A 14587-nucleotide genomic window follows, 5' to 3' on the forward strand; every position below is an offset into this window, starting at 1 on the left:
GCTTTATGCCGTCTAGTATGGTAGTAGCCCGAAGGCCAAGGCCGGCGCAAGGCTTCTCTTCGCCTCAGCCCGCCTCCCTCACCCCGCACCAATCCGCGATGAAGGCGGCGATGGTCAGCGTGCAGGTCTTGAGGTCGGCCAGCGAGGTCCGCTCGTCGAAGCCATGCGCACCCTCGCCCTTCGGCCCGTAGCAGAGCCCGGGGACGCCCATATAGAGTCCGTAGTAGCGCGTGTCGTTCACCGCGGTGCTGAGCCGCGCCGGCATCTCCCCGCCATGCACGGCGGCATGCGCGGCGGCCAGCACCGCCTCGGCCTCGCTGCCGGGCTCCAGCACATAGGGATCGGTCTGAAAGCCGTGGAAGACGACCTCCGGCGGGTTGTTGGCGAGGAAGGCGTCGCCCCTGGCCGCGTCCTTCACGACCTGCTCGACGGCGCGCATCGCTTCCTCCGGCGTCGTGCCCGGCACCAGGCCGATGCGGCAATCCACCTCGCACCAGGCGGGCGTCGAGGAAGCCCAGTCGCCGCCGCGGATGATGCCGGGGTTGAACTTGATGGGATCCTGCATCGCGCCATACCAGGCATTCGCGCGCGCCGCCTGGTTCAGCGTCTTGGTGTGCGCGTAGAGCGCCTGGATCAGCGCATAGGCCGACATGATGGCGTTCGTGCCATCCTGCGCGACCATGACGTGCACGGGCACGCCGCGCACCTTCAGGCGGAACCATACCGTGCCGGTCTGGGCGCGGGTGATGGTGTGGCCAGTGGGCTCCGGGATCAGCGCGGCCTCCGCGCGGTAGCCCCGCAGCAGCGTCGCCAGCGCGCCGTTGCCGGTGCTCTCCTCCTCCGTCACGGTTTGCAGGTAGACATCGGCCGCGGGTTCCAGCCCCGCCGCGCGGATCGCGTCCATCGCGAAGACCATGGCGGCGACGCCGGCCTTCATGTCATGCGCGCCGCGCCCGTAGAGCCAACCGTCGCGCACGACGCCGGCATAGGGCGGATGCGTCCACATCGCGGCCGGCCCTTCCGGCACCACGTCGATATGCCCCTGCAGGATCAGGCTGCGGCCCGTGGGGTTTGCGGCGCGATGCGCGGCGACGACCTGCACGCTTCGCGCCGGATCGGCATCCACCATCGGCGCGGCCTTCGGGTGCGAGGCCAGCGGCACATCGGCCAGGCTGAACCGGTCCATCGCATAGCCCCACGCGCCGAGCTGGCGGTGCATCCAGTCCTGCAGCGGCGCCTCCGCTCCGCGCAGCGAGGGAAAGCGCACCAGCTCCTGCAGGAAGCGCACCTCCTCGTCGAAGGCGGCGTCCACCGCGGCGCGGAGACGATCGAGCAGGATGGCGTCGGGCATGCAGGTGCTCCGGAAAGTGGCCTGGCGGCCTCCTGCGGCCGAGCTTGCCGCGCCGCGTGCGGGTCCGTAAATCCTCCGCGGCGGCGCCCCTGCCAGCATCGCGCCCGCGCCGGAGCCCGCATGCCCCACGCCCTCGAATTCGGCCTCGACACCTTCGGCGATGTCACCGCCGCGCCCGACGGCACGCCGAAGACCCACGCGCAGGTGATCCGCGACCTCGTCGAGGAGGCCGTTCTCGCCGACCGGCTCGGCGTCGATTTCATCGGCGTCGGCGAGCATCATCGCGCGGATTTCGCGGTCTCCGCGCCGGAGGTGGTGCTGGGCGCCATCGCCGCACGCACCACGCGCATTCGGCTCGGCTCCGCCGTGACTGTCCTCAGCTCCGACGACCCCGTCCGCGTCTACCAGCGCTTCGCGACGGTGGACGCGGTTTCCGGCGGGCGCGCGGAAGTGATCCTCGGCCGCGGCTCCTTCACCGAATCCTTCCCGCTCTTCGGCCTGCCGCTCGAAAAATACGAGCTCCTGTTCGAGGACCGGCTCGACCTCTTCGCGCGCCTGCTTCCGCAGGAGCCCGTGACCTGGCAGGGCCGCACGCGTGCGCCGCTCGATGGCCAGCGCATCTTCCCGCTCGTGGAGAATCCGCCGCTGCGGACATGGATCGGCGTCGGCGGCAGCCCGCAATCCGTGATCCGTGCGGCCCGATACGGCCTGCCGCTGATGCTCGCGATCATCGGCGGCGAGCCCGCGCGCTTCGCGCCCTATGCCGATCTCTACCGCCAGGCCTGCGGGCAGCTCGGCATCGCCGTGCCGCCGATCGGCGTCCATTCGCCCGGCCATGTCGCGGAGACCGACGAGGCGGCGCGCGAGGCGATGTGGCCGGCCTATCGCGTCATGCGCGACCGCATCGGCGCGGAGCGCGGCTGGCCACCCATGGACCGCGCGGAGTTCGACCGCGAGGTCGAGACGGGCTCGCTCTATGTCGGATCGCCGGAGACGGTCGCGCGCAGGATCGCGGCGACGATCCGCGTGCTCGGCATCCAGCGCTTCCAGCTGAAATACAGCGCCGGCGCGCTGAGCCACGACCACCTGATGGGCTGCATCGGGCTCTACGCGACGCGGGTGATCCCGCTCGTGCGGGAGATGCTGGGCTAGGCCCCAATAGCCCTCTCCCCCACTCATGGGGGAAAGGGTTGGGTGACGGGGCCGTCGAGGAAAAGGAAGGCGCCCTCATCGGCGCGCGCCCCTCGCCCTGCCCTCTCCCCCCTGCGGGTGGAGAGGGTTCACCTCACCGCATCGGCGGCGCGTACATCAGGCCGCCGCGCGTCCAGAGCTCGTTGATCCCCCGCGGCGTACCGAGCGGCGTCACGCTGCGCGCCCAGAGCTCCCCGAAGTTCCCGACCGCGCGCACGATCCGCACCGCGAAGTCGTTCTCCGCGCCCATCATGCGGCCGAGGTCGCCGGTGCGGCCCATGAAGCGCTGGACGTCGGGGTTGGTGCTGCCGGCGAAGCCGTCGATGTTGGCCTGGGTGATGCCGAGCTCCTCCGCCGTGATCAGCGCGAAATGCGTCCAGCGCACCATGTCGAAGAAGCGCAGGTCTCCCTTGCGCACGACCGGGCCGAGCGGCTCCTTCGAGATGATCTCCGGCAGCAGCACGAAGTCGTTGCCGCGCTCGCCGAGTCCGGCGCGGAAGGCCGCGAGCGTCGAGGTGTCGGAGGCATAGGCGTCGCAGCGCCCGGCGGCGAAGGCGGTGCGCAGCTCGTCCAGGTTCTCGATCAGAACGGGGTTGAGGCGCATGTTGTTGGACCGGAAGTAGTCCGCGACGTTCAGCTCCGTCGTCGAGCCCGGCTGCAGGCAGACGCTGGCGCCGTCCAGCTCCCGCGCGGAGCGCAGGTTCATCCGCCGGTGCACCATGAAGCCGTTGCCGTCGTGGTAGTTGATGCCCGCGAAGAGGAAGCCGAGCTGCGCCTCCCGCGACAGCGTCCAGGTGGTCGCGCGGACCAGCAGGTCCACCTCGCCCGACTGCAGCGCGGTGAAGCGGTTCTGCGCGGTGGTGGGCACGAAGCGGACCTTCGTCGCGTCGCCCAGCACCGTCGCCGCGACCGCGCGGCAGTAATCGGCGTCGAGCCCGCGCCATTCGCCGCGGCTGTCGGGGCTGGCGAACCCGATCGTGTTGGGCGTGACGCCGCAGAGCAGCGCGCCCCGCGCGCGGATGGCCGCGACGGTGTCCGGCGCGGGCGACTGCGCGGCCGCCGGCGTCGAAAGGGCCAGCGCGCAGAGCGCGGCGGCCAGGAGCTTCCTCATCGCTCTTCCTCCCTCCTTCAAAGACGAAGGGCGGCCGTTGCCGGCCGCCCCTGTTCCCTTCCTTGTCGTGCCGCTCAGCGCATCGGCGGCGCGTACTGGAGCCCGCCGCGGGTCCAGAGGTTGTTGATGCCGCGCGGGAAGCCGATCGGCGTCATGTTGCGCTCCCACACCTCGCCGTAGTTGCCGACGGTCTTGATGACGTTGACCGCCCAGTTGTTCTCGAGCCCCAGCATGCGGCCGAGGTCGCCGGTGCGGCCCATGAAGCGCTGCACGTCGGGGTTGGTGCTGCTCGCGAAGCTGTCGATGTTCGCCGCGGTGATGCCGAGCTCCTCGGCCGTGATCAGCGCGAAATGGGTCCAGCGCACGATGTCGAAGAAGCGGGTGTCGCCCTTGCGCACCGCCGGGCCCAGCGGCTCCTTCGAGATGATCTCGGGCAGCAGGAGGTAGCGGTTCATGTTGGCGCCCTGGCCGGCCGCGAAGCTCGCCAGCGACGACGCGTCGTTGGTGTAGGCGTCGCAGCGGCGGCTGATGAAGGCGTTGCGGATCTCCTCGATGTTCTCGATGACCACCGGCGTGTAGCGGAGGTTGTTGGTGCGGAAGAAGTCCGCCATGTTCAGCTCGGTCGTCGTGCCGGGCTGCACGCAGACCGTCGCGCCGTCCAGCTGCCGGGCGGAGGTCACGCCGCTGTCGCGGTGCACCATGAAGCCCTGCCCGTCATAGACGCTGATGCCGGCGAAGAGCATGCCGAGCGACGCCTCTCGCGCCATCGTCCAGGTCGTGCTGCGCACGATCAAGTCCACTTCGCCGGATTGCAGCATGGTGAAGCGCTGCTGGGTCGAGGAAGGGACGATGCGGATGCGGTTGCCGTCGCCGAAGATCGCCGCGGCGACCGCGCGGCAATAGTCGACGTCGATGCCGCGCCAGACGCCCTGGCTGTCCGGCAGCGAGAAGCCGACCGTGGACGGCGCGGAGGTGCAGACCAGCTGGCCCCGCTGGCGGATCGCGCCGACCGTGTCGGCCGCGGGCTGCGCGACGGCGGAACCCGCCGTGACCGCGCCGAGGAGCGCGGCGCCGAGCGCGGCGCCGATTTTGGCAAGACGCATGCTTGAAGCTCTCCCGTAGACGTCCGGCGCCCCCCTGGGCGGCCCGTCCGCCAACTCTCGCTTCGGGCGGGGAAGAGGACAAGGGGGCCCGCCGCAACGGCGGGCTTTCATGCCGGGACCGGGCCGGCCATGCTGCCGGCCGCGCCACAGCAGCGGGGGAATGCCGTCATGCCGGCTCGCCAGGTCTTCTTCGCCACCAACCGCGCGGTCGACGGGCAGACGCGGCGCTTCGGCGGCCTGTGTTGCCAGCCACCGGACGCGCTGCGCACGGGCTTCGTGAGCTGCACCGGCCTCGCCGACCCCGTGCCCGAGGGCGAGTGCGACTTCGCCACCCTCCAGCTCGCCCCAGACACCGCCGACGCGCTCGCCGACAGCGTCGCCAAGTGGCTGCTGACGGCCGAGCACGAGGGCGCGGTGCCGCTGCTCTTCACCCATGGCTTCAACCACACCTATGCCGATGCGATGAGCCGCACGGCCAAGCTCTGCGCCTGGCTCGAGGCTGGCTGGGACCGGAGCTTCCTACCCTTCGCCTTCACCTGGCCGAGCCAGGGCCGGGGCCCCGTCAGCTACGACGACGACGCCCAGCAGGTCGGCCAGTCCGGGCCGGCGCTGGCGAAGCTGATCGCCGCCGTCGCGGCCGCGCGCCGGCCCGGCCAGAAGGTCGTCTACCTCGCCCATTCCATGGGCGTGCAGGCGACGCGCTGGGGCATGAAGGCGATCGAGCCGATGCTGCCGGCGCTGAAGGCGCGGCCCGTCTTCGCCCAGGCCTTCCTGATGGCCGGCGACGACGTGCGGGACGTGCTGGACCGGCCCGGCGCCAGCCCCACCGCCGGCGCGTTGCGCGCCATCGCCGAGGTCGCGGCCTTCACGACGATCGGCGTCAACCGTGACGACGGCGTGGTCTGGCTGGTGTCGGGCGTCGCCAACGGCAAGGACAGGCTCGGCGCCGCCGGTCCGTCCCGGCCGCAGGACCTGCCGGCGAATGTCGCGGTGGTGGACTATTCCCGCGTGGTGCTGGATTTCGGGCCGGACATCCTGGTGCCGCAGACCGAGGTGACCGCCAACTGGGTCGGCCACCAGTACTACCGGAACGCGCCGCTGGTGCGCGCCGACCTGCTGGCCACGATCGCCGCCGACGGCCCGCCCGCGGCCGTGCCCGGCCGCCGCCCCGCCAGGCCGGCGGGCAGCGGCGTGGACGAGATCCCGGGCCGGCTCTACGTCGGGCCGTGACGCGCATGCCCCGCAGGCCCGCGCTTGCGCCCGAGCCCCTGCCCCTGCCGCCCTTCGCGGGTTTTCCGACGGAGGGCCTGGCCTTCCTGCGCGACCTCGCGACACACCAGGACCGCGCCTGGTTCGAGGCGAACAAGGCGACCTACGCGACGGCGTTGCGCGCGCCCATGGAAGCGCTGATGGCGGAGCTCGGCGCGGCGATGGCCAGGCGGCGCATCCCGCTCGGCGGCGATCCCCGCAAGGCGGTCTTCCGCATCCACCGCGACGTCCGCTTCTCCCGCGACAAGAGCCCGTACAAGACGCATGTCGGCGCGATCCTGAGCCATTCGGGCGGCGGGCCGCATGGCGGGGTGCTCTATGTGCATGTCGCGCCGGAAGGCTGCTTCGCCGCTGCCGGCTTCTGGCAGCCCGAGCCGAAGGCGCTGGACGCGCTCCGCCGCGCCATCGCCGAGGAGCCCGCGGCCTGGAGGCGCGTGACCACGGCGCTGGCGAAGTCGGGCCTCGCGCTGGACGAGGACGAGGGCGCGCTGAAGCGCAACCCCAGGGGCTACGAGGCGGTGATCGAGGACGCGATCCGACGCCGCTCCTTCACCACGCGCCGCGCGCTGTCCGTGGCCTCGGTCGCGACATCAGCGCTGGCCGGGGAGATCGCGGATTTCGCGGCCGAAGCGGCGCCGCTGCTGCGCTGGGGCTGGGCCGCCCTGGGGCGCTGATGCCGCCGCAACCGGCGGAGGGCGCGGCGCGGCGCGGCGGGCTATCCGGCGCTCGACATCGGGGAGAGCGGCATGACGGCGATCGATGGCTCGGCACTGGCGACCGCGCTGGACGCACAGGGCTGGGCGCTGCTGCCGCGGCTGCTGGACGAGGACGCCTGCGACGCGCTCGCCGCGCGCTACGACGGCGAGGGCTTCCGCAGCCGCGTGGTGATGCAGCGCCACGGCTTCGGCCAGGGCGAGTACAAGTACTTCGCCCACCCGCTGCCGCCGCCCATCCCGGCGCTGCGGGAGGATCTCTATGCCGCGCTCGCCCCGCTTGCGAATGCCTGGCACGAGCGCCTCGGCCTCGCGGCGCGGTTTCCCCCGGACCATGCCGGGTTCCTGGCGCGCTGCCACGCCGCCGGGCAGTCGAAGCCGACCCCGCTGCTGCTGCGCTACGGGCCGGGCGACCACAACTGCCTGCACCAGGACGTCTATGGCGACCTCGTCTTCCCGATGCAGGCGACGGTGCTGCTGTCGCGCCCCGGCGAGGATTTCTCGGGCGGCGAGTTCGTGCTGACGGAGCAGCGCCCGCGCCTGCAGTCGCGCGCGGAGGTCGTGCCGCTCGGCAAGGGCGATGCGGTCGTCTTCGCGGTGCGGCTGCGTCCCCGCCGCGGCACGCGGGGCGACTATCGCGTCGCAATGCGCCATGGCGTCAGCACCGTGCGCGCCGGAAGCCGCCACACGCTCGGCATCATCCTGCACGACGCCGCCTGATGGCCGCCGCGCGCGCCCTCTCCCCTGCTCATGGGGGAGAGGGCTTCTGCGCGGCCTATTCGAAGAGCCGCGCGTAGCTCTCCGGCGAGAAGCCGACCGTGACCTTGCCGCCGGACTCCAGCACCGGCCGCTTCACCATGGACGGATTGGACAGCATCAGCGCGATCGCCTTCTCCCGGTCCAGGCCCTCCTTCCGCGCATCGGGCAGCTTGCGGAAGGTCGGGCCGGCGCGGTTGAGCAGCCTCTCCCACGGCACCTGGTCCAGCCAGCGCTCCAGCATCGCGCGATCCAGCCCCGCGACCTTGTAGTCGTGGAAGCCATGCGCGACGCCCCGCGCCTCGAGCCAGGCGCGCGCCTTCTTCATGGTGTCGCAGTTCCTGATCCCGTGGATCGTCACGGCGCTCATCCGTCGTTCCCCATGGTGTCGAAAGGCGTGCCGGCCAGGCCGGGCACGTCGAAGGCCTCGATGACGCCGCGCAGATGCGCCATGTCCTCCCGCGACAGCGTCTCCGCCATGTGCCGCGCCAGCCGCAGCGCGCCGGTGACGACGCCCGGCAGTTCCGTCGCGACGTAGCCGAGCGAGGCGTTGCTCGCCGTGGTGAAGAGCCTGACGCGCGCCGCGTCGGGGCAGGCGCCGGGCGCGCTCTCCGTCAGCTCGAAGCCCGGGCCGAGCAGGGGAAAGCGCAGGAAGGGCGGATGCGCGAGTGCCGGCGGCGGCGCGTAGGCGTCGCGCCACAGCGCGATGCCGCCGCGGAAATCCGCGATCTCCGCCATGCCGTCGAGATCCACCTCGAACCCGGTGCCGAGCACGAGGAAGCCGGCCTCCATCCCGCGCGGCCGCGCGCCACCGATCGCGACGCGCACGCCATCCCCCTGCCGCGCGGCGCCGACCAGCGGCGAGGACGGGTGCAGCGTGAATCGGTCGGCGAAGCGCTCCGTCACGCGCAGCACGGACTCCGCCGGCGGCGGCGGGCGGTGGTCGCGGAAGAGGTACAGCAGCATCCGCCAGCGATCCTCGAGCGGCCAGGTCGCCCAGCCCTCGAAGACCGGCGGCGAGAACGCCGGGATCGCCTTGTTGACCTGCGGCAGCGCCGCGCGGCGGATCAGCATGTCCACCCGCGCCGCGCCGTTCTCCAGCGCCACCGCCGCATGGTCCCAGGCCGAGGCCGAGCCGCCCGCGACCACCACGCGCCGTCCCGCGAAGCGCGTGACGTCGATCGGATCCGCCGAATGCATCGCCAGGTCCGGCCAGAGGTCGCGCGGGACGCCGTCCGGGATGTGCCGGTTCTCCGGCCGCGAGCGTCCCGTCGCGAAGACGACGTGGCGCGCGAAGCGCGCGCCGTGGCTCGTCTCGACCTCCAGGAACCCGCCGCGCGGGCGCACCGCCAGCATCTCAACGCCGTTCTCCACGGGCAGGCGGAGCACGCGCCGGATCCAGGAGAGGTAGTCCTGCCAGTCCCGGTTCGGGAACTTGCCGAGTGCCTGCCACGCCGCCTCGTCTTGCCGTGCGGCGTACCAGGCGCCGAAGGTGAGCGAGGGGATATTGAAGGCAAGCCCCGCCAGCGACTTCGGGGAGCGCAGCGTGCGCATCCGCGCGATGGTGGTCCAGATGCCCTCCTCGCCTTCCGGTGCGCGGTCCAGCACGGCGATGTTGCGGATGCCCTGCAGCGTCAGCGCGGCGGCGGCCGCCAGGCCCGACACGCCGGCGCCGACGATCAGCACGTCGGCCATCGGCCTGCCATCCGGTCCCTCCACGCTCGCCGGCCAGTTGGCCGGCGGCAGGCCGAGCGCGGCGAGGTCGCGCGCAACGCGGGTTTCGTGGTCGGCGAGGCCCGCAGCGTCAGGCCGCACCGAGCCAATCCTCGCAACGCAGGCCGGGCACGCGCGAGAACTCCCGCAGATTGCCCGTCACGACGATCAGGCCCCGGCTGCGGGCGTGCCCCGCGATCAGCATGTCGTAGCCGCCGATGGCCGGGCCGCGCTGCTCGAGCTCTGCCCGGATCTCCGCGGCGTGACCTGCCGCGGCCTCGTCGAAGCCCAGCACCTGCAGCCGCGCAGCGAACCGTCCGACCTCGTGCCTGTTGTGCTCGGGCCGCTGCGACTTCGCGGCACCGTGCAGCAGTTCCGTCAACACGATCGTCGAGATGCAGAGTTCTTGGGCGTTCAGGTTGAAGCGCTCGCGCAGCGCCGGCGGACGATCGCGCAGCACGCGGATGCAGAGATTCGTGTCGAGCGCGTAGCGCAGCATCACAGGGCTTCGCGCGTCTCCGCCGCGGGCTGGTCGCGCTCAGGCAGATCGATACCGGGCGCTGCAAAGAAGTCGTCCCAGAGCGCTTCCGCCGGCACGATCACGCGCCGCGCCCCGTCGCGGATGACCGCGACCTCCTTTACGTCGTCCGGGAAGGCGACGGCCTTAGGCAGGCGCACCGCCTGCGAACGGTTGGAACGGAAGAGCATGGTGCGGGTCATGCCGTCGATCCTCGGCGACCAAGCTGGGATGCGGCATGGGATATGTCAATGGTATATCCACGTCACGCCGCCCGGTGCCGGAAGCAGCCCGGGGCGTGGTCGTCCACGATGCCGACGGCCTGCATCCACGCATACACGATCGTCGGGCCGACGAACTTGAAGCCGCGCCGCTTGAGTTCCTTCGAGATCGCCTCGGCCAGCGGCGTCGTGGTCGCCTTGCCGTCGCCGCGGATCGGCTTGCCCTCCGTGAAGGACCAGCAGAACCCTGAAAAGTCCTCGCCGCGCGCCTGCATCGTGTTAAAGATTTGCGCGCCCGCGATCGTCGCCTCGATCTTCGCGCGCGACCGGACGATGCCGGCATCCGCCAGCAGGCGTTGGATGTCCTTCTCCGTGAAGGCGGCGACGGCCACGGGATCGAAGCCCGCGAAGGCCGCGCGGAAGGCCTCGCGCTTGCGCAGGATCACCTGCCAGGAGAGGCCTGCCTGGAAGCCCTCCAGCATCAGCGTCTCCCACAGCATCCGCGCATCGCGCACCGGCACGCCCCATTCGGTGTCGTGGTATGCTTCCATCAGGGGATCGCTGCTCGCCCAGGCGCAGCGGGTCACGGTCTTCGCGGTCATGCGCGCAGCGTCGCACGCAACCCGCGCGTCACGCCACCACCGGCGCGGCGATCGCCTTCAGGAAGGCCGCCGCGTCGCGCGGCGAGAGCCTCACCTGAAGCCCGCGCCGGCCGCCATTGACGTAGACGAGGTCGTGGACCAGCGCGCCTTCCTCGATCGCGGTCCGGACGGGCCGCATCTGCCCGAAGGGGCTGATGCCGCCGACCTTGTAGCCCGCGATCCGCTCGGCCTCGGCCGGCTTCATCATCTGCGCGGCCTTCGCCCCGAAGACCGCCGCCAGGCGCTTCATCGAGACCTCGCGGTCGGACGGGACGATGACGCAGGCGGGCCTGCCGTCCACCAGCGCCATCAGCGTCTTCAGCACCCGCCCGGGGTCCTCGCCCAGCGCCGCGGCGGCGGCCAGGCCGATGCTGTCGGCCTCCGGGTCGTAGTCGTATTCGTGCACGGTGAAGGCGATGCCCGCCTTCGCCAGCGCCGTCGTCGCGCGCGTCGCCCTGGACATGCCGCCATGACTAGACCCGGATCCGGCTGGTTGTCGTCAGCCCGATGGCCCGGCGCTTCACGCCCTGGCGCGCCCACCTTCGGTGCGCACACCCAGGCTGATCGCGGGCCGGCGCCTGATCCGCGAAGGCGACATCGCCGCCGCGGCGAATCCGGCCGCTCGAATGACGGCGTGCCGGGGCGCGCGGAACGCTACCGCCCGTGATAGGCGCCCTCGCGCGCCGCGTTGTCGCCGGCGCCGAGCGCGCTCCGCGCCGCCGCGGTCGCGACGTTGAACGCGTCCTCCACCATGCGCAGCGAGCCCTGGTGCTCGGAGTAGATGCGGATCAGCCCCATCGCCTCGGGCCGCGCGAAGTCGCCGAGCAGTTCGGCCGCCAGCGGCGACCAGGTCGTCACCGTCGCGCCCATCGCCGTCAGCCGCGCCACCGCGGCCATTTCCGACCGCTCGTCGAGCGAGGCGGAGGCGTCGAGCACCACATGGACCTGGTAGCCCTCGGCCAGCGCGGATTGCGCGGTGAAGGCGACGCATTGCTCCGTCGTGATCCCCGCCATGATCAGCTGGCGGCGCCCGGTCGCGCGCACGGCGTCGGCGTAGCCCGGCGCCTCCCACGCGCCGACGGAGGAGCGGTTGATGAAGCGCATCTCCGGGATGATCGCCTCGATTTCCGTCATCTCCGCGCCGAGATAGGTGCGCCCCGAGCGGTCGCCCGTGCCGAAGGTCGGCAGGCCGAAGAGCTTCGCGACCTTCGCCAGCGCGATGGCGTTGTTGCGCAGGATCCCGGGCTCGATGGAGCGGCAGGCCGACATCAGCCCGTGCATGTAGTCGATCGGCAGGAAGACCGCGTTGGCGGGGTCGAGCCGCGGCGGGACGGTCGTGGTCATGGGTGGTGGGTTCCTTTCCGGCGGTTGCACCGCCCGCCGCCTAGCCCCGCCCCGCCCCGCGCGTCGTGCCCGATCCTGCGCCGAGGTGACCGATCCTGCGGTCATGCCATCCGGGCGCGCCGCCAGTCGCGCGGCGCGACGCCGGTCTCCTGCCGGAAGGCGCGCGCCAGCGCCTGGCCGGAATCGTAGCCGACCGCCATCGCGACCTCGGTCACGGAGAGCCTGCCCTGCTCCAGCAGCGCCGCCGCGCGCCGGATGCGCAGCTGCTTCTGGTAGCGGTGCGGCGGCACGCCGAGCGAGGCGGCGAAGGCCCGCGCGAAATGCTGCGGCGAGAGGCGCACCAGCGCGGCAAGCGCCGCGAGCGAGAGCGTCGCCGCCGGCTGCTCCGCGATGGCCTCGGTCGCGACCCGCACCTGCCACGGCGCCAGCCCGCCGCGGCGCGGCGGCGGCTTCTCGCCCGCCAGCCGCGCCAGCTCGTCCAGCAGCAGGTGCAGCGCGCCGTCCACGCGCAGCCGGCTGTCCTCGCCCGCCGCCGCCGCATGCCACAGCGCCTGCACGAGGTGATCGGCCAGCGGGCTGAAGAAGGGGGCGGCCGCCAGCGCGCCGAGGTCGCCCGGCCGCGCGCGGTCCGGCAGGGAATCGCCCAGGCTGGCCGCGCCGATGGAGAGCGTGCGGATGACGTGCCGCGTGCGCACGGTCAGCGCCGTCGCGGTGCGCGGCGGCACCAGCCACAGCGAGCGCACCGGCGCCACGCCGTCGAAGCGCCCGGCGCCCCAGACCTTGCGCAGCCCGATCCCCGCGACCTGCGGCTGCACCAGCAGCAGCTCGTCAGCCGGCGCGCTGCCGTACTCGCCGGGCGGCTGCGCGATCTCCATGAGGTGCCCGGCCCGGCCCAGCAGCGCCTGGTGGCGGACATAGTCCCGCAGCGCAGGCGCGCGGTACTGCGCGGCGATGCCGGCTGAGAGCGGCGCGGGGTCGGTCATGACGGGCCTTCGTCGTTCCGCCGCGATATGGGATCGGGCACGGCCGGCAGAAGCCTCAGCCCGGCGGCAGGCGCCCGAGGCTCAGCGCCAGCAACTCCGGCGAGGCGAAGTCGGGGAAGCGGCGCACCATCTCCGCGACCACCGCGCGCTGGTCCACCGGGCCCGTCGCGACCATCGGCTGCACCGCCTCGAGATACGACACCAGGCGCGGGATCTCGCGCGCCGTCGCGGGCTCGCCATGGCCGACCAGGAAGGTCACGTCGCCCCGCGACTCCAGCCCGCGCAGCGCGGCGATCCAGGCCTCGAGCCGGCGCGACACATAGGCATGCACGCCGTTGTAGAAGATGTCCTGCACAACGACGGCCGACGCGCCCGGGATCTCCACCACCATGATCTCCGGCGCCTCGGTGTCGCGGACATAGGAGACCGCCATCTCCACCCCGCCGAGCCTGAGCGCGCCCGGCGCCTGCACCCCGACGCGCGGCACCGCCGGCGCGAAAGGCAGCGAGGCCGCGATGGAAGGCCCCGCGGCGCGCATCAGCTCCGCCGTCGCCGGGCCGGCCAGAACCTCGGGCAGGCCGGCCGCCGTCAGCCCCGCCCAGTGGTCGGGATGGAAGTGGCTGAGCAGCACCGCCTGCAGCGGCTTGCCGAGCCCGTCGAGCAGCGCGCGGATCTCCCCGCCCGCCGCCGGCGTCAGTCCGCCATCCACCAGCACCAGCCCCGACGGACCCTCGATCACATGCGCCGCCACATGGAAGCCGTCCGCGGCCGAGACATAGCTGTGGATCGTCGCGGCGGGATGCGCCGCGGTCACCACCCGCGCGCCGGCGGCGGTGGCGCGCCGCAGCGGCGCCTGCGCCCAGGCCGAGGGCGCCAGCAGCGGCAGCGCGGCGAGCGAGAGAAGGGAACGACGCTTCATCGGATCGGGCTCCGTTTTCTTGAACAGACATTCAACAAATGCGGTTATTGAACGTGCAGTCAAGATATCTTATCGCCTCCGCATGACCCGAACCGGCCGGCCGCGCGAATTCGACGAGGCCGCGGTCCTCGACACCGCCATGCGGCTCTTCTGGCGCCACGGCTACGAACGCACCGCGATCGGCGACCTCGTCGAGGCGACGGGCGTGCTGCGCGGCAGCCTCTACGCCGCCTTCGGCGACAAGCGCGGGCTCTTCCTCGCCGCGCTCGCGCATTACCGCCAGGGCTGGCTCGGCCTGCTGGCGCCGCTGGCCGAGGGCCCCGTGCTGCCCGGGCTGAAGGCGATGATCCTGCAAGCCGTCCACGCCGCGGCGACGCCCGGCGGCTGCGGCTGCCTCGTCGGCAACACGATCGGCGAGGGCCTGGTGGAGGACCCGGAGATCCAGCGCGCCGTCGCCGGCACGATCGAGGCCGTGCTCGGCACGCTCGCCGCCGCGCTCGGCCGCGGCCAGGCCGGCGGCGAGGTCGCCGCGACCCGCCGGCCGGAGGCGCAGGCGGTGATGGTGCTGGCTGCACTGCAGGGCGCGCTGCTGCTGGCCCGCGCCGGCCAGGCGGAGACGGCGCTGGCCGCCGCGGTGGACGCCGCCCTGGACGGGCTGCGCGCCGCGCCCGCGCATGGACCCGCCGCGCCGGGCGAGGCATAAGGCCCGCGCCTCCGGAAGCCCGACCTGCCGGACCCGACGCCGGCACCAGGAT

Annotated in this window: 17 protein-coding genes; 5 read left to right on the forward strand and 12 right to left on the reverse strand. The window is 72.6% G+C overall.

Features of this window, described 5'->3' with window-relative positions; all coding sequences use genetic code 11:
• Window positions 1–64 precede the first annotated feature (64 nt).
• Window positions 65–1351, reverse strand: coding sequence for an ArgE/DapE family deacylase (locus tag ACLF3M_RS13320; RefSeq protein WP_430657419.1), 1287 nt, complete (start codon window positions 1349–1351; stop codon window positions 65–67).
• Between the two features lie 120 nt (window positions 1352–1471).
• Between ACLF3M_RS13320 and ACLF3M_RS13325 the strand changes: the two genes are divergently transcribed.
• The gene (locus ACLF3M_RS13325) at window positions 1472–2503 is read left to right on the forward strand and encodes an LLM class flavin-dependent oxidoreductase (RefSeq protein WP_430657420.1); all 1032 of its coding nucleotides are present in this window, start codon (window positions 1472–1474) and stop codon (window positions 2501–2503) included.
• A gap of 133 nt (window positions 2504–2636) precedes the next feature.
• Here the strand turns inward: ACLF3M_RS13325 and ACLF3M_RS13330 are convergent, their stop codons facing one another.
• Together ACLF3M_RS13330 and ACLF3M_RS13335 are read right to left on the reverse strand one after the other, a co-directional pair.
• Window positions 2637–3653, reverse strand: a complete 1017-nt coding sequence (locus ACLF3M_RS13330; RefSeq protein ID WP_430657421.1) for an amino acid ABC transporter substrate-binding protein — start codon at window positions 3651–3653, stop codon at window positions 2637–2639.
• 74 nt (window positions 3654–3727) lie between these two features.
• Window positions 3728–4756: an amino acid ABC transporter substrate-binding protein gene (locus ACLF3M_RS13335; protein WP_430657422.1), complete on the reverse strand. Its 1029-nt coding sequence runs from the start codon at window positions 4754–4756 to the stop codon at window positions 3728–3730.
• Window positions 4757–4924: 168 nt separating this feature from the next.
• Here ACLF3M_RS13335 and ACLF3M_RS13340 point away from each other — a divergent pair, with 168 nt between their 5' ends.
• From ACLF3M_RS13340 to ACLF3M_RS13350, 3 genes are all read left to right on the forward strand, one after another.
• Window positions 4925–5986 carry an alpha/beta hydrolase gene (locus tag ACLF3M_RS13340; protein ID WP_430657423.1) on the forward strand — a complete coding sequence of 354 codons (1062 nt, stop codon included), beginning with the start codon at window positions 4925–4927 and terminating at the stop codon, window positions 5984–5986.
• 5 nt (window positions 5987–5991) lie between these two features.
• Window positions 5992–6699, forward strand: coding sequence for a DUF2461 domain-containing protein (locus ACLF3M_RS13345; protein WP_430657424.1), 708 nt, complete (start codon window positions 5992–5994; stop codon window positions 6697–6699).
• A gap of 72 nt (window positions 6700–6771) precedes the next feature.
• The gene (locus ACLF3M_RS13350; RefSeq protein ID WP_430657425.1) at window positions 6772–7458 is read left to right on the forward strand and encodes a 2OG-Fe(II) oxygenase; all 687 of its coding nucleotides are present in this window, start codon (window positions 6772–6774) and stop codon (window positions 7456–7458) included.
• Between the two features lie 55 nt (window positions 7459–7513).
• Here ACLF3M_RS13350 and ACLF3M_RS13355 read toward each other — a convergent pair whose 3' ends face one another.
• The 9 genes from ACLF3M_RS13355 to ACLF3M_RS13395 all read right to left on the reverse strand — a co-directional run bounded on the left by ACLF3M_RS13355 (window position 7514) and on the right by ACLF3M_RS13395 (window position 13832).
• Entirely contained in the window at window positions 7514–7864 is a 351-nt protein-coding gene (locus ACLF3M_RS13355; protein ID WP_430657426.1) for an arsenate reductase, read from the reverse strand.
• Window positions 7861–9309 carry an NAD(P)-binding domain-containing protein gene (locus tag ACLF3M_RS13360; protein WP_430657427.1) on the reverse strand — a complete coding sequence of 483 codons (1449 nt, stop codon included), beginning with the start codon at window positions 9307–9309 and terminating at the stop codon, window positions 7861–7863. The genes ACLF3M_RS13355 and ACLF3M_RS13360 overlap by 4 nt, the downstream gene beginning before the upstream one ends.
• Window positions 9299–9706 (reverse strand): type II toxin-antitoxin system tRNA(fMet)-specific endonuclease VapC, encoded by a 408-nt coding sequence (gene vapC, locus ACLF3M_RS13365; protein WP_430657428.1) that lies wholly within the window; start codon window positions 9704–9706, stop codon window positions 9299–9301. The genes ACLF3M_RS13360 and vapC overlap by 11 nt, the downstream gene beginning before the upstream one ends.
• Window positions 9706–9927, reverse strand: a complete 222-nt coding sequence (vapB, locus tag ACLF3M_RS13370; RefSeq protein WP_430657429.1) for a type II toxin-antitoxin system VapB family antitoxin — start codon at window positions 9925–9927, stop codon at window positions 9706–9708. The genes vapC and vapB overlap by 1 nt, the downstream gene beginning before the upstream one ends.
• 62 nt (window positions 9928–9989) lie before the next feature.
• Complete coding sequence (locus ACLF3M_RS13375) at window positions 9990–10547, reverse strand: DNA-3-methyladenine glycosylase I (RefSeq protein WP_430657430.1); 558 nt, start codon at window positions 10545–10547, stop codon at window positions 9990–9992.
• Between the two features lie 28 nt (window positions 10548–10575).
• The gene (gene ybaK, locus ACLF3M_RS13380) at window positions 10576–11049 is read right to left on the reverse strand and encodes a Cys-tRNA(Pro) deacylase (protein ID WP_430657431.1); all 474 of its coding nucleotides are present in this window, start codon (window positions 11047–11049) and stop codon (window positions 10576–10578) included.
• Window positions 11050–11240: 191 nt separating this feature from the next.
• Window positions 11241–11930, reverse strand: a complete 690-nt coding sequence (locus ACLF3M_RS13385) for an isochorismatase family protein (protein ID WP_430657432.1) — start codon at window positions 11928–11930, stop codon at window positions 11241–11243.
• Between the two features lie 101 nt (window positions 11931–12031).
• The gene (locus ACLF3M_RS13390; RefSeq protein ID WP_430657433.1) at window positions 12032–12913 is read right to left on the reverse strand and encodes a helix-turn-helix transcriptional regulator; all 882 of its coding nucleotides are present in this window, start codon (window positions 12911–12913) and stop codon (window positions 12032–12034) included.
• A 55-nt stretch (window positions 12914–12968) separates the two neighbouring features.
• On the reverse strand, window positions 12969–13832 hold the full coding sequence (locus tag ACLF3M_RS13395; protein WP_430657434.1) for an MBL fold metallo-hydrolase: 864 nt from the start codon (window positions 13830–13832) through the stop codon (window positions 12969–12971).
• A gap of 82 nt (window positions 13833–13914) precedes the next feature.
• Between ACLF3M_RS13395 and ACLF3M_RS13400 the strand changes: the two genes are divergently transcribed.
• Window positions 13915–14535, forward strand: a complete 621-nt coding sequence (locus ACLF3M_RS13400) for a TetR/AcrR family transcriptional regulator (RefSeq protein WP_430657435.1) — start codon at window positions 13915–13917, stop codon at window positions 14533–14535.
• Window positions 14536–14587 lie beyond the last annotated feature (52 nt).

The sequence above is a fragment of the Falsiroseomonas sp. HW251 genome (genome assembly GCF_050563545.1).
Taxonomy (GTDB): Bacteria; Pseudomonadota; Alphaproteobacteria; order Acetobacterales; family Acetobacteraceae; genus Falsiroseomonas.